The 19,383-nt window shown below is 68.6% G+C and carries 17 protein-coding genes; 8 read left to right on the top strand and 9 right to left on the bottom strand.

The window, feature by feature from the left end; all coding sequences use genetic code 11:
- Positions 1-93: 93 nt before the first annotated feature.
- Positions 94-2,166 carry an ATP-binding protein gene (locus ACSFA5_RS16415; RefSeq protein WP_435445099.1) on the top strand — a complete coding sequence of 691 codons (2,073 nt, stop codon included), beginning with the start codon at positions 94-96 and terminating at the stop codon, positions 2,164-2,166.
- 18 nt (positions 2,167-2,184) lie between these two features.
- Here the strand turns inward: ACSFA5_RS16415 and ACSFA5_RS16410 are convergent, their stop codons facing one another.
- Together ACSFA5_RS16410 and ACSFA5_RS16405 are read right to left on the bottom strand one after the other, a co-directional pair.
- Positions 2,185-3,174 carry a phosphatidate cytidylyltransferase gene (locus ACSFA5_RS16410; protein ID WP_435445098.1) on the bottom strand — a complete coding sequence of 330 codons (990 nt, stop codon included), beginning with the start codon at positions 3,172-3,174 and terminating at the stop codon, positions 2,185-2,187.
- Between the two features lies 1 nt (position 3,175).
- On the bottom strand, positions 3,176-4,051 hold the full coding sequence (locus ACSFA5_RS16405; RefSeq protein WP_435445097.1) for a 1-acyl-sn-glycerol-3-phosphate acyltransferase: 876 nt from the start codon (positions 4,049-4,051) through the stop codon (positions 3,176-3,178).
- Between the two features lie 9 nt (positions 4,052-4,060).
- Here ACSFA5_RS16405 and ACSFA5_RS16400 point away from each other — a divergent pair, with 9 nt between their 5' ends.
- Entirely contained in the window at positions 4,061-4,477 is a 417-nt protein-coding gene (locus tag ACSFA5_RS16400; protein WP_435445358.1) for a ribosomal maturation YjgA family protein, read from the top strand.
- Here the strand turns inward: ACSFA5_RS16400 and ACSFA5_RS16395 are convergent.
- Genes ACSFA5_RS16395 through ACSFA5_RS16375 form a run of 5 tightly spaced genes read right to left on the bottom strand, consistent with a single transcriptional unit; the run spans position 4,443 to position 9,706 of the window.
- Positions 4,443-5,186 carry a transglycosylase domain-containing protein gene (locus tag ACSFA5_RS16395; protein ID WP_435445096.1) on the bottom strand — a complete coding sequence of 248 codons (744 nt, stop codon included), beginning with the start codon at positions 5,184-5,186 and terminating at the stop codon, positions 4,443-4,445. The genes ACSFA5_RS16400 and ACSFA5_RS16395 overlap by 35 nt on opposite strands.
- Positions 5,183-6,049 (bottom strand): shikimate dehydrogenase, encoded by an 867-nt coding sequence (gene aroE / locus ACSFA5_RS16390; protein WP_435445095.1) that lies wholly within the window; start codon positions 6,047-6,049, stop codon positions 5,183-5,185. The genes ACSFA5_RS16395 and aroE overlap by 4 nt, the downstream gene beginning before the upstream one ends.
- A 49-nt stretch (positions 6,050-6,098) precedes the next feature.
- Positions 6,099-6,950, bottom strand: coding sequence for an energy transducer TonB (locus ACSFA5_RS16385; RefSeq protein ID WP_435445094.1), 852 nt, complete (start codon positions 6,948-6,950; stop codon positions 6,099-6,101).
- A gap of 49 nt (positions 6,951-6,999) precedes the next feature.
- Positions 7,000-9,066, bottom strand: a complete 2,067-nt coding sequence (locus tag ACSFA5_RS16380; protein WP_435445093.1) for a ribonuclease catalytic domain-containing protein — start codon at positions 9,064-9,066, stop codon at positions 7,000-7,002.
- Between the two features lie 46 nt (positions 9,067-9,112).
- Entirely contained in the window at positions 9,113-9,706 is a 594-nt protein-coding gene (locus ACSFA5_RS16375; protein ID WP_435445092.1) for a YqiA/YcfP family alpha/beta fold hydrolase, read from the bottom strand.
- 406 nt (positions 9,707-10,112) lie between these two features.
- Here ACSFA5_RS16375 and ACSFA5_RS16370 point away from each other — a divergent pair, with 406 nt between their 5' ends.
- From ACSFA5_RS16370 to ACSFA5_RS16345, 6 genes are all read left to right on the top strand, one after another.
- On the top strand, positions 10,113-10,868 hold the full coding sequence (locus ACSFA5_RS16370; protein WP_435445091.1) for a response regulator: 756 nt from the start codon (positions 10,113-10,115) through the stop codon (positions 10,866-10,868).
- A gap of 6 nt (positions 10,869-10,874) precedes the next feature.
- Positions 10,875-12,722: a sensor histidine kinase gene (locus tag ACSFA5_RS16365; RefSeq protein ID WP_435445090.1), complete on the top strand. Its 1,848-nt coding sequence runs from the start codon at positions 10,875-10,877 to the stop codon at positions 12,720-12,722.
- Between the two features lie 32 nt (positions 12,723-12,754).
- Positions 12,755-13,909, top strand: coding sequence for a rod shape-determining protein RodA (rodA, locus tag ACSFA5_RS16360; RefSeq protein ID WP_435445089.1), 1,155 nt, complete (start codon positions 12,755-12,757; stop codon positions 13,907-13,909).
- Positions 13,910-13,971: 62 nt separating this feature from the next.
- The gene (gene tldD / locus ACSFA5_RS16355) at positions 13,972-15,432 is read left to right on the top strand and encodes a metalloprotease TldD (protein WP_435445088.1); all 1,461 of its coding nucleotides are present in this window, start codon (positions 13,972-13,974) and stop codon (positions 15,430-15,432) included.
- Between the two features lie 58 nt (positions 15,433-15,490).
- Complete coding sequence (locus ACSFA5_RS16350) at positions 15,491-16,024, top strand: hypothetical protein (RefSeq protein ID WP_435445087.1); 534 nt, start codon at positions 15,491-15,493, stop codon at positions 16,022-16,024.
- Positions 16,025-16,256: 232 nt separating this feature from the next.
- Positions 16,257-17,375: a 3-deoxy-7-phosphoheptulonate synthase gene (locus ACSFA5_RS16345; protein ID WP_435445086.1), complete on the top strand. Its 1,119-nt coding sequence runs from the start codon at positions 16,257-16,259 to the stop codon at positions 17,373-17,375.
- A gap of 19 nt (positions 17,376-17,394) precedes the next feature.
- On the opposite strand, the gene ACSFA5_RS16340 is transcribed toward ACSFA5_RS16345, so the two are convergent.
- Positions 17,395-17,904 (bottom strand): cupin domain-containing protein, encoded by a 510-nt coding sequence (locus ACSFA5_RS16340; RefSeq protein ID WP_435445357.1) that lies wholly within the window; start codon positions 17,902-17,904, stop codon positions 17,395-17,397.
- Positions 17,905-17,909: 5 nt separating this feature from the next.
- Positions 17,910-19,322 (bottom strand): UDP-N-acetylmuramate:L-alanyl-gamma-D-glutamyl-meso-diaminopimelate ligase, encoded by a 1,413-nt coding sequence (mpl, locus tag ACSFA5_RS16335; RefSeq protein WP_435445085.1) that lies wholly within the window; start codon positions 19,320-19,322, stop codon positions 17,910-17,912.
- Positions 19,323-19,383 lie beyond the last annotated feature (61 nt).

Genomic DNA, 19,383 nt, shown 5'->3' with positions numbered 1-19,383 from the left:
ACGCAGGAAAGCCGTGCGATCGCGGGCAGAATCCGAGCCGACTCGGACCGTCCGCCCCGCTTCTCGCAGGGCGCGCCACACAAGGAAGCGAATGTGAATGTAGTCGAGTCCTCCGCGCAGCGGCAACTGGACGAAGCCCGGGCCCTGCTCGAACGCGCGCAGCACCCTGCCGAACGCGCCGCCGCCAGCTTCAGGCAGGCCGAGTTGCTCGATGAACTGGGCCGCCGCGGCGAGGCGCTGGCCGCCTGCAGCCGGCTGCTCGAAGAGTTCGCGGGCCAGCCCGCGCACGGCGTGGTGGTGCCTTGCTGCCAGGCGCTGCGCCTGCTGGCGCACATGCTGCGCCAGATGCACCGCCCCGCCGACGCGCTGACCACGCTCGACCGCCTGGTTGCCGCGCACGGGCACCGCAGCGAACCTGAGATCCGCGCGCACATCGCCGACGCGCTGTTCCAGCGCACCTGGCTCATCGACGAGCCCGCGGCCCGCTGCGCGGCGTGCGATGCCATGAGCGAACTGCTCGACGCGCAGGCCGACGCCGTGCTCGACGCGTGGCGCGTGGAAGCCCGGTTGCTGAAGGCCGACACCGAACACCACCGCGGCTTGCCGCAGGACGCGCTGGCCACGCTGGACGCCGCCATCGAGCGCTTCGACGCCAGCACCGACCCCGGCGTGGTGCTGCGCGTGGCGCGGGCGCGCCTGGCCTCGGTGCTGAACCTGCGTGAGCTGGCGCAGCACACGCAGGCCCAGGTGCTGTGCCTGCAGGTGGCCGACCAGATCGAGGCCGGCCTTGCCGATGCGGCACCCGAACTGCGCGTGGAGGGCGTGCGTGCGTTGACCCTGTTCTTCGACGGTCTGGGTCTCGACGAGCAGGCGCGGCGGGCCGAGCTCGTCGGCTGGCTGCTGGAGCGCTATGGCCGCGATGCGTCGTCGCAGGTGCGCCGCATGGCGGCGGTGCGCGCCTACGACTGGGCGGTGGGGCTGCGCGACCAGGGCGACGGTGCAGCGGCGCTGGACGCCTGCGACCGCTTGCTGGGCACCTTCGCCGGCGACGCCGATGCCGCGGTGCGGCGCACGCTGGCGAGCGCGCTGCTCAACAAGGGCTTCGTGCTGCTCGAACTGCGGGGCCGTGCCGAGGATGCGCTTGCGGTGTACGAGCAACTCATGGTCGACCTGCGCGATGCCGGCACACCTGAACTGCAGGAAATGCGGGGCAAGGCCGCGGCGGGCCGCGCGGCGTGCCTGAGGCGGCTGCGCCGCACGGGCCCGGCCGATGCCGGCGAGCTGTCCGCCGAGCTGCGCGAAGAGGTCCGCGACCAGGTCAGGCAAGGCCGCAAGCACGGCGATACGGGCGAGTCGCTGGAGGCGGTCGCGCGCTTCGACGAAGTGATTGCCGCGCATGGCGCATCGACGCACCCCGAACTGCGCCGCCAATGCGCGCGGGCGCTGGTGCACAAGGCCTTCTGCCTGATCGCGCTCGAGCGCTTCGGCGAGGTCGTGGCCGCCGCCGACGCGATGGACGCCAGCTACGGCGCCGATGCCTCGACGGCCATGCAGGAGCAGGTGGCGCTGTGCCTTCAATACAAGAGCACGGCACTGGACCGCCTCGGCCAGCGCGACGAAGAGATGCGGGTGCATGACCAGATCGTCGCGCGCTGGGGCAACTCCGAGCTGCCCGACCTGCGCGCGCGCGTGGCCGGTGCCCTGTTCCGCAAGGGCGCCGCCTTGCGCCAGGCAGGGCGGCTTGCCGAAGCCGTCGCCTGCTACGACGAGGTGGTCACGCGCACCGCGGGGGCCCGCGAGAGCGCGCTGCAATTGTGGGCGGCCAAGTCGATGATCAACAAGGCCAAGGTGCTGAAAAAGCTCGGCGACCCGGTGGGGCAGGCCAAGGCGTACCGCGTGCTCATCGCGCGCTTCGGCGAGTCGGGCGATGCGGCGCTGCGCGAGCGCGTGGCCAACGCCTGCGAATGGCTGGCCGAAGCGGAAGGGCAGCAGGGGCGTGGGGAGGCGCAGCGCACGGCGCTCGAGCTGGCCCTGGGCCGCTTCGGCACGGCCTTGTCCGCGGAGCAGCGCACGCGCATGTCGCGCGAACTGCAGGCCGTGAAGGCGAAGGCCCTCGGCCGCATGGCGAAGCAGGCCTTCGACCGCGTGGTGCGCCGCAAGGCCTGAGCGCCTTGCGGTGGTGCTTCATGCGTTGAAGTACCAGCGGATCGAGTGGAAAAAGATCGGTGCGGCGAAGCAGAGGGCGTCGACGCGGTCGAGCAGGCCGTTCGCGCCGGTCACGCCCACGCCCTTCTTGCCCCAGTTGGGAATGCCCCGGTCGCGCTTGAGGGCCTTCATCACCAGGTGCCCCATCGACCCCGCGATGCAGGCGATGACCGACACGGCCAGCGCCTGGCCGAACTTGAACGGCGTGATGAACGAGAACAGCGCGCCCACCAGGCTGGCCACCACGATGCCGATGCCCCAGCTGGTCCAGTTGAAGCTGCGGCTCACGTTGGGCGCGAACGGCGCGCGTTGCGTGCGGCGCGAGATCAGGTGCTGCACCAGCACCGAGGTCTGCACCACGAACACCAGGAAGAACACGAGGAACGCGCTCTTGCCTTCGTAGCCCGGAAAGCTCAGCAGCAGCAGCGCCGGCACGTGGCTCATGCCGTAGACGCAGACCATGATGCCCCACTGCAGCTTGGCGTTGCGCTCGAGGAACTGGCTGGCGTCGTTCGACAGCGCGCTGGCCACCGGAATGGCCAGGAACACGTACACCGGAATGAACACGGTGAACAGGTCGAAGCGCGCCGTGGCCACCAGCCAGAACTGGATCGGCAGCACCACGAAGAACGCGAGGATCAGGCTGCGGTGGTCGCCGCGCCGCGTGGGCGAGAGCGTGATGAACTCGCGCAGCGCGAAGAAGGAGATCAGCGCGAACAGCACCGTGGCCACGGTCTCGCCGAGCGCCCAGCCGACCCAGAAGATGATCACCATGAACCACGTCGTGCCCAGCAGTGCGCGGAAGTGCGCGAGCTCGGCTTGCCAGGTGGCGTCGTGCACGGGGTTGCGGCGCTCCCTGAAGGTCAGGAAGAAGGCCGTGGTGCTCACGATCACGAGCACGCCGAAGACGATGAGGAAGAGGGCCGCGACCTGCTGGGTCGGGGTGAGGTTGCGCAAGAATTGGTTCATGTCAGACGTCGCGCAATGCGATCACGGCGGCACGCGCGCGATCGAGGAAGGGGCGGCGCTCTTCGCCTTCTTCCACGCGAAGCGGCGCACCGAAGGTCACGGAGCAAAGAATGGGCACCGGCACGATCTCGCCCTTGGGCATGACGCGCTGCACGTTGTCGATCCAGGCCGGCACCAGCACCACGTCGGGGAACATCGTCGCAAGCGCATAGAGGCCCGACTTGAACTTCTGCGGCTCGCCCGTGTGGCCGCGCGTGCCTTCGGGAAAGATGATGATCGAGTCGCCGCTGCGCAGGGCTTCGATGAGCGGGGCCAAAGGGTCGGGGGCGGGCGGTGCGTCGGCCGCTGGCGGCTCGGGCTGCGCTGGTATTGCCGGTGGTTCAGGCGCGCGCGGCGGTGGAGGCGGCGGGGCGGGAAGGTCGAGCCGGCCCTGCACGTCGTTCACGACTTCCTCGGGCGTGTCGGCGAAGGGCGGTGACATCGGAAGCAGCGGCTCCATCGACGGCTCGATGCGCTCGGCGGGTGGTGCAACGACAGCGCGCGGTGCTGGCACCGGCGGCGGTGGGGCTTCGGCGGCTGCCGGTGCGGCAGGTGCCGCGGCGGCGCGCTCCACATACACCGCGTTGAACACCTCTGTCGTGATCCAGCGCTTGAACGGCGTGTTGGCCCAGTAGTCGCGCGCCGCGATCGGCCGCGTGATGCTGCGCAATTCCTCGGGCAGTGCCGCCCAGATCATCACGAGGTCGGCGTGGCTCTGGTGGTTGGCGAAATAGATGCGTTGCTCGGCCTTCGGCGGACACCCGTACCAGCGCGCTTGCGCGCCCGTGAGCAACCGGACGATTCCCAACAACAACCAACCTGTGAGCTTAGCCAGCATATGGGCGCGATGATACGGGCCATGCGATGGCGTTTCGATCCTCTTTCCCTGGCATGGGCGGTGGCCCTTTTCATCCTGCTCGTGCTGCTGGCCACCGTCGGCGCGCGATGGGGCTGGGTGCGCAGTTTCTTCGGCGACGTGCTGGCCGTGGTGTGGGTCTACTTCGTGTTCAGGACGGCGATCGGCGCGCGCGTGTGGCCGCTGGCGCTGGCCGCGCTGGGCGTGGGTTGCGCCGTCGAATTCGGGCAGTACCTGGCATCGGTGTGGCACCTGCGCATTTCGAACCGCGCGCTGCGCATCGTGCTCGGCAGCACGGCCGACTGGTGGGACGTGGCGGCCTACGTGATCGGCTTTGCGTGCGTTCTGGCGCTCGAAAGCCTGCGCAATTTGCTCAGGGCAGTTCGGCCGAAGACATCCGCGCCATGACCGTCGACGCCCGCCCGCTCAGGTAGGGCGAGCTTGGCCGGCGCTCGAAGAACTTGGGGCTCGGCAGCATCACCGCGAGGCGCGCGGCCTCGTTGGCGCTCAGGCGCGACGCGGGCTTTTTGAAGTAGTACTGCGACGCCGCTTCGGCGCCGAACACGCCTTCGCCCCACTCGACGTTGTTGAGGTACAGCGCCAGGATGCGCTGCTTGCCGAGGAAAACCTCGAGCAGCGTGGCGAGCACCAGCTCCTGGCCCTTGCGCAGCATGGTGCGCTCCCCCGACAGCAGCAGGTTCTTGGCGAGCTGCTGCGTGATGGTGGAGCCGCCGCGCAGGCGCACCGGCTGCACCGGCCTGCCGCGCGCCAAGCCGCGCGCGGTGCGCTTGGCGGCCAGTTCCTCGGCCTTGGCGTTGCGCTGGCGCGCGCGTTCTATGGCCTCCCACTCCACGCCGTTGTGGTCCACGAAGCCGGCATCCTCGCTCGCGATGACAGCGCGCTTGAGCGTGTCGTTGATCTGCGCATACGGCACCCACTCCTGCCGCCAGCCCGCGCCGCGGCCCTGGTGAACGGCGATCTGCCAGGCCTCGGAGCGCTGGAAGGCGGTGCTCTGCGGATCTACCACGGCCATCGTGGCGATGCGCACCACGAAGAACAGCTCGAGTGCCACGCCCGCCACCACGAGGCAGGCGATCAGGCGCAGCACGGCCTTCATGGTTTCGCCTGCACCGGCGCGAGCGATGCGCGCACTTCCGCCAGCACCTGCGCCGAGGGCGGGCGCACGCCGCGCCAGAGCTCGAAGGCCTCGGCCGCCTGCTCGACCAGCATGCCGAGCCCGTCGCGCGCGACCGAGCCGTGCGCCTGCGCCCACGCCATGAAGCCTGCGGCCGCCGGGCCGTACATCATGTCGACCGCGAGCCCGCCGGCACGCAGCACGCGGGCGTTCACCGGCACCGCATCGCCCGCGAGGCTGGAGGCCGTGGCGTTGACCACCACGTCGAAGCTGCCCGGCACCTCGTCGAGCGCCCAGGCTTCCAGCGCGGCGCCGTGGCGCAGCGCGATGGCCGCATGACGGCGCACCAGCGCCACGGCCTTGCCCACCGTGCGGTTGGCCACCACGACCCGCGACGCGCCCGCGTCGAGCAGCGGGCCGAGCACGCCCGCAGCCGCGCCGCCCGCGCCGATCAGCAGCAGCGACTTGCCCTGCAGCGGCACCGCGGCGTTGTGCACGATGTCGGCGACCAGGCCGATGCCGTCGGTGTTGTCCGCGTGGATGCTGCCGTCGTCCGCGAAGCGCAGCGTGTTCACCGCCTGCGCGAGCGAGGCGCGTTCGCTGACGTGCTGCGCGAGCGCGGCGGCGTCGAACTTGAAGGGCACGGTGACGTTGCAGCCGCGCGCGCTGTCGCCGCGCTCGGCGGCTTCCCGGCGAAAGGCCGCGATGCCTTCTGCGAAGGCGCCGAGGGGCACCAGCCGCCGGCCGTAGTCCATCTGCTGGCCGCAAAGTTCGGCAAAGCGCGCGTGGATGCGCGGCGAGCGGCTGTGCTCGACGGGGTTGCCCACTACACAGTACAGGTCCATGGCCTTCTCTCCGCTGCCGCCGGTGGCGTTGTCTTGTCGTGTTGACGGGTTACTGGGACGAGAGCTCGATGGTCTCGTCGCGCGTGAACTTGAAGCGCGACTGCAGCACGATCTGGTCGCTCTGCCTGCGCATGGCGTCGGTGAACTTGCCGAAATTGCCCACGCTGCGCACGATGGCCTGCGCACGCCGGTCGAGCGTGACGTCGCCCGAGCTTTCGTCGACGGAGGTGTCGAGCACCTGGCCGTCGAAGTTGACGGTGATGGTCATCTTCAGCTCGCCGTAGAGCTTCTTGCCGGCGGCCGACGGAAAGTTCTCGGTGCCCTTCAGTTCGATGCGGCGGCGCAGGGTGTCCACATAGATCGCATAGGCGACCTCGCGCGTGGCGGGGCTCAGGTAGCGCTTCTTGGGGCGGGCGTTTTCCTCGTTCACGCGGCGCTCGATTTCGGCGACCAGCTCGACCATCTGGCGGCGCTTTTCTTCGCGCGCGGCTGCCTCGGTCGGCTCGCCCGCGCTGCGCGGATCGGGCACCGGCATGGCGGCCAGCTCGCGCTTGATCTGCGCGAGCATCTGGATCTGCTGGGCCTGCAGCGCCTCGACCTGGCGACGCGAATCCTCGAACGAATCGCCCATCGCGGTGAAGCTCGACGGCGGCAGCGGACTGGTCGCGCGGCCCCTTTCAAGATCGCCGCCGCCCGCGAGCGAGGTCTGCGCCATCACGCGCGCGCTCGCATCGGGCTTGTCGTTGGTCTTGCTGTTGACCAGGATCACTTCGAGCGGCGTTTCGCTGAAGACCTTGTTGAACGACTCAGGGTCGACGAAGCGCACCGCGAGCAGCGCGACGTGCGCAATGACCGACACGCCCAGAGCGATCTGCAGCGTGCTGAGGTCCTTGAAGTTCATTGCTGAAAACTCCTCCAGGGGCGCATTTCTCCGGACGGTCCGCCGGCGTTCATGCAGGCGTGTTTTCGGGCGCGGCCTCGTTGTCTGTCAGGTCGACGGCAATGGCGATCGGGCCAGCGACCACTTCGTCGTCGTCACCCTCTTCGCCGGCGGCCGCATCGGCTGCGTCGGTTCGAGGCGTGTCGAGGCGTTCGAGCACCGTGCCGGTGACGTCGAGCGCAATCTCGTCGATTTCGCCGAGCTTCACGCGCAGGCGCGCGCCGCGCTCCTGCTGGCCGGCCACGGGGAACACCAGCGGCAGCGCCTCGGCACGCACCAGCGCGCCGTTGGGCAGGTCCTTGATGACGGTGGCTTCCAGCTCGGTGATGCCCTGCTGCTGCAGGTACTTCAGCGTCCAGAAGCGCTCCATGCCGCCCTGGTAGGCGTTGTAGGTCGCATAGGCCGCGTCGAAACCCGAGAGGATCGAGAACAGGTCGGCGTCCTTCGGCTTGAACGGCGCGGCCAGCGCGGCGGTCTTGCCATGGCGCGCGGCCGCGATGATCTGCCACTGGTTCACCAGGTCGGTGTAGCGGCGCAGGGGCGAGGTGCTCCAGGCGTAGCTCTTCACGCCCAGGCCCGCATGCGGCAGCGCGCGCGTGCCCATGCGCACCTTGATGCCGGGCGCCAGGCTGGCCTGGCTGCGGTAGAGGCCTGGCACGCCGAGTTCGCCCAGCCAGCTGCCCCAGGTGCTGTTGGCCAGGATCATGGCCTCGGACACGATCAGGTCGAGCGGCGCGCCGCGCTGGCGCGTGCTGATCTGCACCTGCTCGCTGCCGACAGGCTCCTTGCCGTCGTTGCCCACGAGGCGGAAGTTGTAGTCGGGCCGGTTGAAGTTCTCGGGCTTGCCACGCACCACTTCGCGCTGCGCCTTCAGCTGCTTCGCCAGGCGGAACAGGAAGGAGAGCGGGGCGCGCAGGTTGGCCGCAGCGTCGGGCGTGTTGTCGCTCTGGAAAGACGCGTCTTCGAGCCAGGGCTGCGTGACGACGGCGTCGAGCTGGTCGTGCCGCAGGTTGGCCACGATGGGCACGCGCTCCAGCCTGGTTTCGGTGCCCTGCAACTCGAGCGTGGCTTCGTCGAAACGCGCATAGAGCGACACGGCCGGGCGGTCGCCGCCTTCGAGCAGCGTGTAGGTGTCGACCACCTCGTCGGGCAGCATCGTGATCTTGTAGCCGGGCATGTAGACCGTCGACATGCGCGCACGCGCCACGTTGTCGATGGCGCCGCCGGGCGTGAGCGCCAGGGCCGGCGCCGCGATGTGGATGCCTACGGTGACGGTGCCGCTGCCCAGACCCTGCACCGACAGCGCATCGTCGATTTCGGTGGTCTGCGAATCGTCGATCGAGAAGGCCTGCACGCCGGCGGCCACGGGCAGGTCGTCCACGATGGCCGGCGCCGCGAGCGCGGGGAAGCCGGTGCCCTTGGGGAAGTTCTCGAACAGGAAGCGGCGCCAGTGGAACTGGTAGGGCGAGTCGATGGCTCCGGCGCGTTCCAGCAGGTCGAGCGGCGCGCGTTGCGTGGCGCGCGAGGCGTCGACCACGGCCTTGTATTCGGGGGCGTTCTTGTCGGGCTTGAACAGGATCTTGAAGAGCTGTTCGCGGATCGGCGGCGGGCACACGCCCTCGGCCAACTGCCCGGCCCATTCGACGATCTGCGCCTGCACGAGCTTCTTCTTCTCGATGGCGGCCAGCGCCTGCTGCACGATCTCGGCCGGCGCTTTCTTGAAACGCCCCTTGCCCGCGCGGCGGAAATAGTGCGGCGCCTCGAACAGCGCGAACAATGCCGCGGCCTGCTGCGCGAGCGTGGGCTTGTCGCTGAAGTAGTCGGCCGCGAGGTCGGCAAAGCCGAATTCCCCCTCGGCCGCGAATTCCCAGGCGAGGTCGAGGTCCATGGTGGCGGCGAGGGTGCGCGCCTCGGCGATCAGGTCGGCGGGCGACGGTTTCTCGAACCGAAGCACGATGTTGGCGCTCTTGACCTTGACACGCTTGCCCGTGTCGAGCTCGACCTGCGCCGACGCTTCGGCCTCCGACAGTACGCGGCCACCGAGGTACTTGCCGGCTTCTTCAAACAATACAAACATGGGCGGGATTCTCCCACGCAGGAGGGCGCCGCCCGGCCCGCCGTGTTCAGACGGGGTTGATGAACGCCATCACATCGTCGAGATGGCCTTTATCGAAATCCGACAGGGCGTGGTCGCTGCCTTCGAGCAGCTTGATGTTGCTGTCGGGGTAGCGCGCCGACATCTCGTGCCAGTCGAGCGCCTCGTCGCCCTTGGCGATGATGGCGAACACGCGCTCGGGCCGAGTGAGCTGGCCGACTTCCATCGCGCGCAGCTCGTGGATGTACTCGGCGCGGAAGTAGAAGTGCTCGGACGGGTCGTGCCACACCGTCTGGTCGCCGATGTAGCGCGTGAGGTCGCGCGCCGGATGCACCGCGGGGTTGAGCAGCACGGCGCGGCAGCGCGTCATGCCTGCCACGTAGGTGGCGTAGAAACCGCCGAGCGACGAGCCGACCACCGCCATCGACTTGCGCGGCCAGTGCGCGATGCCCTTCATCACCATGTCGATCGCGTCATGCGGCGACGGCGGCAGTTGCGGGCACCACCACTGCAGGTCCGGGTGGCGTTGCGCCACGCGCTCGGCCATGATTCGAGCCTTGGTCGAACGGGGCGAAGAGCGAAAGCCGTGCAGGTACAACAGGTGAGTGGTTTGCGGATCCATGCGAGGAAAGAACGGTGGGTGCCGACGTTGCACCCCACTTGCCGGAAGCGGGTAATTTTGCATGAGGTCTGATCTCGCGAGGCCGCTTCCAACGTACAAAAACCCTGCCGTGCAGGGTTCTTCGGTAAAGACACAGCTTACCGTTGCCAGGGGTGCTCGGGCATCCTGCGTGCACCCTTGCCGGGTGTGCTGCGTGCAAGGAATTCAAAAGTATTCAGAGCGCAGCCATGGAAGCTTGAATTGGTCTACGTTCGGGCTACTTCGTCTGCGTGAAGCCTGGCACCCGAGGGTGTGCCATTGCGCTGTTCACGCCGCTGAAAGCGGCGCAAGTGTCACGGCGACGGTTGTTGCGCGCATCCCATGAACGGGTGAGGCTCGCCGGGATGTGCGGTGCACCGCGCGGCTTATGCTTGTGCCCATGAACACCGAGACTCAGCACGACGCCATGCCACGCCGCTGGGGCGTGCTCGTTGTCGAAGACGACAGTCGTGCGCGCGCATTCTTCGAAGCCAGCGTGCAACGCAGCCCGCGGCTCTACTGGCTCGGCAGTGCCGGCACGGTGCAGGAGGCGCTGGCCTGGCTGGCCCACACCACCACGATTCCCGATGTGCTGCTGGTCGACCTCGGCATGCCCGACGGCACCGGCCTGGACGTGATCCGCGATGCCGTGGCGCGCTTTCCCGGCTGCGAGCCGCTGGTGGTGTCGGTCTTCGGCGACGAGGAGAACGTGCTCGCGAGCATCGAGGCCGGTGCCGTCGGCTACATCCACAAGGACGCCGCGCCGGAGGACATCGCGCAGACCATCGTGGAGATGAAGGCCGGCGCCTCGCCGATCTCGCCCATGATCGCGCGGCGCGTGCTGGCCAAGTACCGCAGCCTGCAATCGGCCGCCTTGCCTGGCGCATCCGGCGCCGTGGCGGGCGCCGCCCTCGAGGCGGTTGCCGAGGAGTCCGACCGCGGCTTGCTGTCGGCGCGCGAGCACGAGGTGCTCACGCTCATCGCACGCGGCTTCTCCTATGCGGAAATCGCACGGCTCAAGGGCCTGAGCGTGCACACGGTGCAGACCCACATCAAGAACCTCTACGGCAAGCTCGCGGTGCACTCCAAGAGCGAGGCGGTGTTCGAAGCGACGCGGCTCGGCCTGCTGTCCCACCCGGGCTGACGCCAGATGCGGCCGAGGCTGGTGTCGCTGCTGGTGCTGTGGCTGGCGTTGCTCGTGGCCGGTGGTGCGTGCGCCGCGACAGCAACAGCGGCGGCGGCAGAGGTGCCCGTCGAACTGCGTCGCGGCACCGTGACCACCGTGGTCGACGGCGTGATGCGCACCGAGCCGGTCGAGTTGTCGTACCACTGGGACCGCCTGCACCAAGGGCGCCCGGGCTTTGCGCGGTTCGACCTGCCGTTCAGCCTCGACGCCGCGCCGCAGACGCCGTGGGGCATCTTCATTCCGCGCGTCGGCAATGTCTTCGAGGTGCAGCTCAATGGCGCGCTGCTGCAGGTCTATGGCGACCTGGAGCGCGGCAACGACGCCGACTATGCCAAGGCGCCCCTCTACGTGCCCGTGCCCGGGCGGCTTCTCAAGCAGGGCGACAACCTCCTGCAGATCCGGCTGCGCGCCGACACCGCCCGTCGCGCGGGCCTGTCGCGCGTGGTGATCGGCCCGGCGGCACCGGTGCGCACCGAACTTTTCGAGAGCGCCTACGCATGGCGCTTCACCGGCTCGGTGCTGCTGACCGCTTTCAGCCTGGTCGTGGGTGGCATCGCGCTGGGGCTTTGGCTCACGCAGGTGGACGCCCGGGGCAACGGGGGAAGCCGGCGCGACGGCATCTACCTGTGGGCCGCATTGGCCGAGTTCTGCTGGGCGGTGCGCGTGGCCGATGGCGTGATCCCCGAGCCGCCTCTGCCCTGGGGTGTCTGGGGCGTGCTCATGGCCGCCTGCTACGCGGGCTGGACCGCCTCGGCCATGATGTTCTGCTTTCACCTCTCGGGATGGGCTCGCGACCCGCGCCTGCGTTGGCTGCGCTGGCCTGTGTTCGCGGTGGTGGCCGGCACCGTGGCGGCGAGTTCGCTGGCGCTGCATCGCGAGGAGCCGCTGTGGCTCACCGGCTGGCTCGCCGTGGAGATCGTGTTCGTCGCGGGCTTCGTGGGCGCGTTCCTGGTGGCCACGGCGCGCCGGCCGCGCACCGAGCAGTGGCTGGTGGCCGGTGCGGCGCTGGTGTCGGTGGCGTTCGGCGTGCGCGACTGGCTCGTGATCCGGCTGAGCGACGCCTATGGCGAAACCACGTGGGTGCGCTATTCGTCGGTGTTCTTCGGCGTGGCGCTGCTGCTCATCGTGCTGCGGCGCTTTCATGCCGCAACGGTCCAGACGCGCGGCTGGGTCACCGCGCTGGGCGACCGCGTGGCACAACGCGAGCGTGAACTGGCGGCCACCTACGCGGAGCTAGAGACAGTGGCGCGCGACCAGGCGCGCACCCACGAGCGCGAACGCATCCTGCGCGACATGCACGACGGCGTGGGTTCGCACATCAGCTCGGCCATCCGGCAACTGCAGTCGGGCCAGACCAGTTCAGGCGACCTGCTGCGCACGCTGCGCGATTCGCTCGACCAGCTCAAGCTGTCGATCGACTCCATCCACCTGCCCCCGGGCGACGTGGGTGCCCTGCTGGCAGCGGCGCGCTACCGGCTGGAGCCCCGGCTGGCGGCGGCGGGCATCGAGCTCGAATGGGCGGTGGACGAGCTGGTGCCGGTGGTGCGGCTCGATGCGCAGGCCATGCGACAGCTTCAGTTCCTGCTGTTCGAGGCGATCTCGAACGTGCTGCAGCACGCCCAGGCCAGCGTGCTGCGCATCGAGGCCGCCATGCAGGGCGGCACGCTGCTGTTGCGCGTGATCGACAACGGCAAGGGCTTCGACGCCGCGCGTGCGCCGCGGGCGCTGTCGGAGCGCGCGGGGGCCATCGGCGCCAGCCTGGCGGTCGAAAGCCGACCGGGGCGCACGGTCGTTCAACTCACTTTCGATTGAGTAGTCCGGCGGGGCGCGGATAATCTTCCCCCATGTCTGCCGTGTTCAATCAGCCCTCCCTGGCGCGTCGCATCGCGCCCATCTTCCAGGGCTTCGACGGCTTTCTGGCCTTCGCCGTGCTGCTGCTCGCCTTCGCCGGCTTGCTGACCATGTATTCCTCAGGGTACGACCACGGCTCCCGTTTCATCGACCACGGCCGCAACATGCTGCTGGCCGGCTTCATCATGTTCGTGGTGGCGCAGGTGCCGCCGCAGCGCCTGATGGTGGCCGCCGTGCCGCTCTATTCGATGGGCGTGGCGCTGCTGGTGGCGGTGGCGCTGTTCGGCATCACCAAGAAAGGCGCGCAGCGCTGGATCAACCTGGGCGTGGTGATCCAGCCCAGCGAAATCCTGAAGATCGCCATGCCGCTGATGCTGGCGTGGTGGTTCCAGCGGCGTGAAGGGCAGCTGCGCCCGCTCGACTTCGTTGTGGCCACGGTGCTGCTGGCGGTGCCGGTCGGCCTCATCATGAAGCAGCCCGACCTGGGCACCTCGCTGCTGGTGCTGGCGGCCGGCATGGCGGTGATCTTCTTCGCCGGGCTGCCCTGGAAGCTGATCGTGCCGCCGGTGTTGCTCGGCGCGGTGGCCGTCGCGCTGATCGTGGGCTTCGAGCCGCAGCTGTGCGCCGACGGCGTCGACTGGCGGGTGCTGCACGATTACCAGAAGCAGCGCGTGTGCACGCTGCTCGACCCGAGCAAGGACCCGTTGGGCAAGGGCTTCCACATCATCCAGGGGATGATCGCCATCGGTTCGGGCGGCGTGGGCGGCAAGGGCTTCATGCAGGGCACGCAGACGCACCTCGAATTCATTCCCGAGCGCACCACCGACTTCATCTTCGCCGCCTACTCCGAAGAGTTCGGGCTGGTGGGCAACCTGGCGCTGATCGCGTCCTTCATCCTGCTGATCTTCCGCGGGCTGACCATCGCGGCCAACGCCACGACGCTGTTCTCGCGCCTGCTGGCGGGCGCCGTGACCATGATCTTCTTCACCTACGCCTTCGTGAACATGGGCATGGTGAGCGGCATCCTGCCGGTGGTGGGCGTGCCGCTGCCGTTCATCAGCTATGGCGGCACGGCCATGGTGACGCTGGGGCTGGGGCTGGGCATCCTGATGTCGATCGCCCGGGCGAGGAAGCTGGCGCAGAACTAGCGTTGGCGCGCCGAGTGCCCTTTGGGGCTGCGCGGAAGAGGGTGGCTGCCTAGAATGTCGGGATGATCTCTCGCGAACCCACCATCGAGCGCCTCGCCACGGCGCAACAACTGCTCCTCACGCCGTTCGGCCTCGACGAATCGCACCTGAGCAAGGCCCTGGCCGAGATCGCCTCCCACAAGGTGGACGACGCCGACCTTTACTTCCAATACACGCGCAGCGAAGGCTGGAGCCTCGAAGAGGGCATCGTCAAGACCGGCAGCTTCAGCATCGACCAGGGCGTCGGCGTGCGCGCGGTCAGCGGCGAGAAAACCGCCTTCGCCTACTCGGACGACATTTCCGAGGCTTCGCTGCTCGATGCGGCCCGCACGGTGCGCTCCATTTCCTCCGCCGGGCGCACCGGCCGCGTGAAGACGCCGGCCCGCAAGATCGCCTCGAGCCGGTCGCTCTACGACGGGGTCGACCCCATTTCCACGCTCGACAGCACGGCCAAGGTGAAGCTGCTCGAGAAGGTCGAAAAGCTGGCCCGTTCGCGCGACCCGCGCGTGGCGCAGGTCATGGCCGGCCTGGCGAGCGAGTACGACGTGGTGCTCGTGGCGCGCGCCGACGGCACGTTGGCCGCCGACGTTCGCCCGCTGGTGCGCCTGTCGGTCACGGTCATTGCCGAGCAGAACGGCCGCCGCGAAGTCGGCTCCGGCGGCGGCGGCGGGCGCTTCGGCCTGGCTTATTTCAACGACGAGCAGATCGCTGAGTACGTCGACCACGCCGTGAAAGCGGCCCTGACCAACCTCGACGCCCGCCCGGCCCCGGCCGGCGAAATGACCGTGGTGCTCGGCTCCGGCTGGCCCGGCATCCTGCTGCACGAGGCCATCGGCCACGGGCTGGAGGGCGATTTCAACCGCAAGGGTTCGAGCGCTTTCTCGGGCCGCATCGGCCAGCGCGTGGCGGCCAAGGGTGTCACCGTGCTCGACGACGGCACCATCGCCGACCGCCGCGGCTCGCTCAACGTGGACGACGAGGGCAACGCCAGCCAGCGCAACGTGCTCATCGAAGACGGCATCCTCAAGGGCTACATCCAGGACTCGATGAACGCGCGCCTCATGAAGGTCAAGCCCACCGGCAACGGTCGCCGCGAGAGCTACGCGCACGTGCCGATGCCGCGCATGACAAACACCTACATGCTCGGCGGCGACAAGGACCCCGAGGAAATCGTCGCCAGCATCAAGAAGGGCCTGTACGCCACCAACTTCGGCGGTGGGCAGGTCGACATCACCAGCGGCAAGTTCGTGTTCTCGGCCAGCGAGGCTTACTGGGTCGAGAACGGCAAGATCCAGTACCCGGTCAAGGGCGCGACCATCGTGGGCAACGGCCCCGACGCGCTGACCCGCGTGACCATGATCGGCGACGACATGGCGCTCGACTCGGGCGTGGGCACTTGCGGCAAGGAAGGCCAGAGCGTGCCTGTGGGCGTGGGCCAACCCACCCTGCGCATCGATGGTTTGACGGTGGGCGGCACCGCCTGAGCGCCTGCCCGGCCTTGTTAAGCTGCGCTCCGTCGTTTTTCAAACAAGGAGCGTTCCGATGAGGATCAGGATCAATTCGTCCGCGGCATTGCTGGCCGTGACTGCCGTGGTGGCATTGATGGGCGCGGGTTGCGCATCGCGCGGCGGTTCCGGTGGCAGCGAGCCTGCGGCAGCGTCCGCTGCGGCCCCTGCCGCACCCGCGCGTGGTGGCCCGAAGGCCGGCATGGACGCCCAGGGCAACGTGGTCGACTCGTCGAAGATCGAGGCTGGGAGCGGCCGCACCGTCAAGGGCCTGAACGGCTACGAAGGCGAGATCACCGGCAACCCCGCGCGCAACAGCAAGTTCACGAAGCTGCAGATCGGCATGAGCGCCAGGCAGGTTACCGACCTTGCAGGCCAGCCGACCGACCAGGGCGCCTATGTGACCGGCAAGGCGTTCATTCCGTTCTATTTCGGCAGCGACCGCCACCGGTTCGAGATGTCCTACAAGGGCCAGGGCCGCCTCATCTTCGCGGGCGGCGGCATGGGCGACTACTCCGGCGGCAACCTGATCTGGGTCATTCACAACGCCAACGAATCGGGTTACCGGTAAAAACAACGATCGCCCGGCCTCTGAGCCGGACTTTCTTTTTCCGTGCTACATTCCGCCCACATGCACGCCCTGCGCTCTTATTTCTTTGCCTACTTTTGGTTCCCGGTTTCCGGCGGACGAGAGGCGAGCGCGTAAAGCAAACGAACACCCTCCCAAAACCGCCGGTGGCTCTCAAGCCCCCGGCGGTTTTTTTATGCCCTGACGATATTCACACCAACAAGGAACCGAAACCATGAGCACGAACACTGCCCCCGCCAGCGACAGCTGGTATGCGAGCGTCGAAAAAACCAGCAAGACCGACGACGAACGCATCAAGGACATCAACGTGCTCCCCCCTCCCGAACATCTGATCCGCTTCTTCCCGATCCGCGGCACGCCCGTCGAGACGCTGATCGAAGGCACGCGCCGCAGCATCCACAACATCATGGCGGGCAAGGACGATCGGTTGCTGGTGATCATGGGGCCGTGCTCCATCCACGACCCGGCCGCGGCGCTCGAATACGCCCGCCGCCTGAAGGTCGAGCGCGAGAAGTACGCCGGCACGCTCGAAATCGTCATGCGCGTGTACTTCGAGAAGCCGCGCACCACGGTCGGCTGGAAGGGGCTCATCAACGACCCGTACCTCGATGAGAGCTTCCGCATCGACGAAGGCCTGCGCATCGCGCGCCAATTGCTGATCGACATCAACCGCCTGGGCCTGCCGGCGGGCAGCGAGTTCCTCGACGTGATCTCGCCGCAGTACATCGGCGACCTGATTTCCTGGGGCGCCATCGGCGCGCGCACCACCGAAAGCCAGGTGCACCGTGAACTGGCCTCAGGCCTGTCGGCCCCCATCGGTTTCAAGAACGGCACCGACGGCAACATCCGCATTGCCACCGACGCCATCCAGGCGGCGGCGCGCGGGCATCACTTCCTGTCGGTGCACAAGAACGGCCAGGTCGCCATCGTGCAGACCAACGGCAACCCCGACTGCCACGTGATCCTGCGCGGCGGCAGGGCGCCCAACTACGACGCGGCCAGCGTCGAAGCCGCCTGCAAGGACCTCGAAGCCGCCAAGCTGCCGCCCACGCTGATGGTCGACTGCAGTCACGCCAACAGTTCCAAGCAGCACCAGAAGCAGATCGAGGTGGCCGCGGACATCGCCGCGCAGATCGCCGGCGGCTCGAAACGCGTGTTCGGGGTCATGGTCGAAAGCCACCTGCAGGCCGGCGCGCAGAAGTTCACGCCGGGCAAGGACGAGCTGTCGGGTCTCGAGTACGGCAAGAGCATCACCGATGCGTGCATCGGCTGGGACGATTCGGCGCAGGTGCTCGACACGCTCTCGCAGGCCGTCAAGCGGCGCCGGGGCTGACCGGCGCCGAGGCAGGCTTCTAGAGCATCCCGGCCAGGTCGGGCCAGTGGTGCCGCATCGACGCAGCCTCGTCGCTGTCGGGCGGCACCAGGGAGAAATCGGCGAAGTCGAAGCCCGGCCCGACCATGCAGGCGACCAGCGTGTAGTCGCCGGCGGTGTGGCCCTGGATCGGCTGGGCGGCCTGCCACTGGCCGGCTGGCACCACGTGCTGAGGGCGGGTGCCGTGGGCATCGACAGGGCCAAGCCGCACATGGGCCGGCGCGGTGCGCATCGCGGCGTCGCAGGTCCACAGTGCCAGCGGCACGCCTTCCAGATGGACCCAGACCTCGTCGGACAGTACCCGGTGCCAGCGCGAATGCTGGCCTGCCTCGAGCAGGAAGTAGATGCTGGTCAGCGCGCTGCGCGTTGCGCGGCCGTCGGTGGGTGTGACGCTTGTGGCCGAACGGAAAACTTCGCTGTACCAGCCGCCCTCGGGATGGGGCTGCAGCTTCAGGGTGTCGATCAGCTCGCGTGCGCGTGGGACGGGCATGGCGCTCATGATGCCGCCGTCGCGCGCAGCGCCGCAAGCAGTTTGTCGTGCACACCGCCGAAGCCGCCGTTGCTCATGCAGACGATGTGATCGCCCGGCCGCGCTGCGGCCACGACCTGCCGGACCAGCGGCTCTATGGCACCCGCTGCTTGCGCCCGATCGCCCATCGGCGCGAGCGCCGCGGCAGCGTCCCAGTCGAGCCCGGCCGTATGGCAGAACGACAGGTCGGCGGATTCCAGACTCCAGGGCAGCTGCGCCGCCATGACGCCCAGCTTCATCGTGTTGCTGCGCGGCTCGAAGGCCGCGAGGATGCGCTCACTTTGCTTGCCGGCGGCGTCCAGCTTGGCGCGCAGTCCGTCGAGCGTGGTGCGAATGGCGGTCGGATGGTGCGCGAAGTCGTCGTACACCGTGATGGCACCGCCCGCGCGCTCCACCGTGCCACGCGTTTCCATGCGGCGTCTCACGTTGCGAAAGCTGCCCAGCGCGCGCGCCGCATCGGCCGGCGGCACGCCGACATGCTCGGCCGCGGCGATGGCTGCCAGGGCGTTCATCTGGTTGTGCAGGCCCGAGAGTTCCCATTCAACCCGCCCGACCACCTCGCCGCGATGCAGCACGTCGAAGGCGTCATGCGCGCCCCGCGCCTGCCATTGCGCGTTCGGGCTGGCAGCGCCGAAGCGTGCCAGTTCGCTCCAGCAGCCCTGCGCCAGCACGCGCTCCAGGCTGTCTTCGGTCGCATTCACCACCAGTCTTCCCGTGCTCGGCACCGTGCGCACAAGGTGATGAAACTGGCGTTCGATGGCGGCAAGGTCGTCGAAGATGTCTGCGTGATCGAACTCGAGGTTGTTCAACACGGCGGTACGCGGCCGGTAGTGCACGAACTTGCTGCGCTTGTCGAAGAAGGCCGTGTCGTACTCGTCCGCCTCTATGACGAAGGCCGGCCCGTCGCCCAGCCGCGCCGAAACGCCGAAGTCGAGCGGCACGCCGCCCACCAGGAACCCCGGGGCCTTGCCCCCTTGCTCCATGACCCAGGCCAGCATCGACGTGGTCGTCGTCTTGCCGTGCGTGCCGGCCACCGCCAGCACGTGGCGGCCGAACAGCACATGCTCTGCCAGCCACTGCGGGCCGCTGGTGTAGGGCTTCCCGGCATCCAGGATGGCCTCCATCAGCGGGAACTTGGGGCTGCCGTCGGGCAGGCGCGCGCGGGACACCACGTTGCCGACCACGAACATGTCGGGTGAAAGGGAGAGCTGGTCTGGGCCGAAGCCCTCGATCAGGTCGATGCCCAGGGCGCGCAGCTGGTCGCTCATGGGCGGGTACACGCCGGCGTCGCAGCCCGTGACCCGGTGGCCTGCTTCACGCGCCAGGGCGGCCACGCCGCCCATGAATGTGCCGCAGATACCCAGAATATGAATGTGCATCGGGCGATTCTAGGGACGCGACCTGCGCGTCCAGGCGAGCCGGCGCGCGTTTGTCCCGTGC

The organism is Variovorax monticola, assembly GCF_051216855.1.
Taxonomy (GTDB): Bacteria; Pseudomonadota; Gammaproteobacteria; order Burkholderiales; family Burkholderiaceae_C; genus Variovorax.
Note: the sequence above shows the minus strand (reverse complement) of the source record. Positions and strands in the feature narration are given on the sequence as shown.

Bases quoted from the DNA above. Each gene is read 5' to 3' on its own strand.
- ACSFA5_RS16365 (WP_435445090.1), top strand. From the start codon at position 10,875: ATGCGGCCGAGGCTGGTGTCGCTGCTGGTGCTGTGGCTGGCGTTGCTC.
- ACSFA5_RS16375 (WP_435445092.1), bottom strand. From the start codon at position 9,706: ATGGATCCGCAAACCACTCACCTGTTGTACCTGCACGGCTTTCGCTCT.
- ACSFA5_RS16380 (WP_435445093.1), bottom strand. From the start codon at position 9,066: ATGTTTGTATTGTTTGAAGAAGCCGGCAAGTACCTCGGTGGCCGCGTA.
- ACSFA5_RS16410 (WP_435445098.1), bottom strand. From the start codon at position 3,174: ATGAACCAATTCTTGCGCAACCTCACCCCGACCCAGCAGGTCGCGGCC.
- ACSFA5_RS16400 (WP_435445358.1), top strand. From the start codon at position 4,061: ATGATACGGGCCATGCGATGGCGTTTCGATCCTCTTTCCCTGGCATGG.
- ACSFA5_RS16395 (WP_435445096.1), bottom strand. From the start codon at position 5,186: ATGAAGGCCGTGCTGCGCCTGATCGCCTGCCTCGTGGTGGCGGGCGTG.
- ACSFA5_RS16345 (WP_435445086.1), top strand. From the start codon at position 16,257: ATGAGCACGAACACTGCCCCCGCCAGCGACAGCTGGTATGCGAGCGTC.
- rodA (WP_435445089.1), top strand. From the start codon at position 12,755: ATGTCTGCCGTGTTCAATCAGCCCTCCCTGGCGCGTCGCATCGCGCCC.
- mpl (WP_435445085.1), bottom strand. From the start codon at position 19,322: ATGCACATTCATATTCTGGGTATCTGCGGCACATTCATGGGCGGCGTG.
- tldD (WP_435445088.1), top strand. From the start codon at position 13,972: ATGATCTCTCGCGAACCCACCATCGAGCGCCTCGCCACGGCGCAACAA.
- ACSFA5_RS16340 (WP_435445357.1), bottom strand. From the start codon at position 17,904: ATGCCCGTCCCACGCGCACGCGAGCTGATCGACACCCTGAAGCTGCAG.
- aroE (WP_435445095.1), bottom strand. From the start codon at position 6,049: ATGGACCTGTACTGTGTAGTGGGCAACCCCGTCGAGCACAGCCGCTCG.
- ACSFA5_RS16405 (WP_435445097.1), bottom strand. From the start codon at position 4,051: ATGCTGGCTAAGCTCACAGGTTGGTTGTTGTTGGGAATCGTCCGGTTG.
- ACSFA5_RS16370 (WP_435445091.1), top strand. From the start codon at position 10,113: ATGCTTGTGCCCATGAACACCGAGACTCAGCACGACGCCATGCCACGC.
- ACSFA5_RS16385 (WP_435445094.1), bottom strand. From the start codon at position 6,950: ATGAACTTCAAGGACCTCAGCACGCTGCAGATCGCTCTGGGCGTGTCG.
- ACSFA5_RS16350 (WP_435445087.1), top strand. From the start codon at position 15,491: ATGAGGATCAGGATCAATTCGTCCGCGGCATTGCTGGCCGTGACTGCC.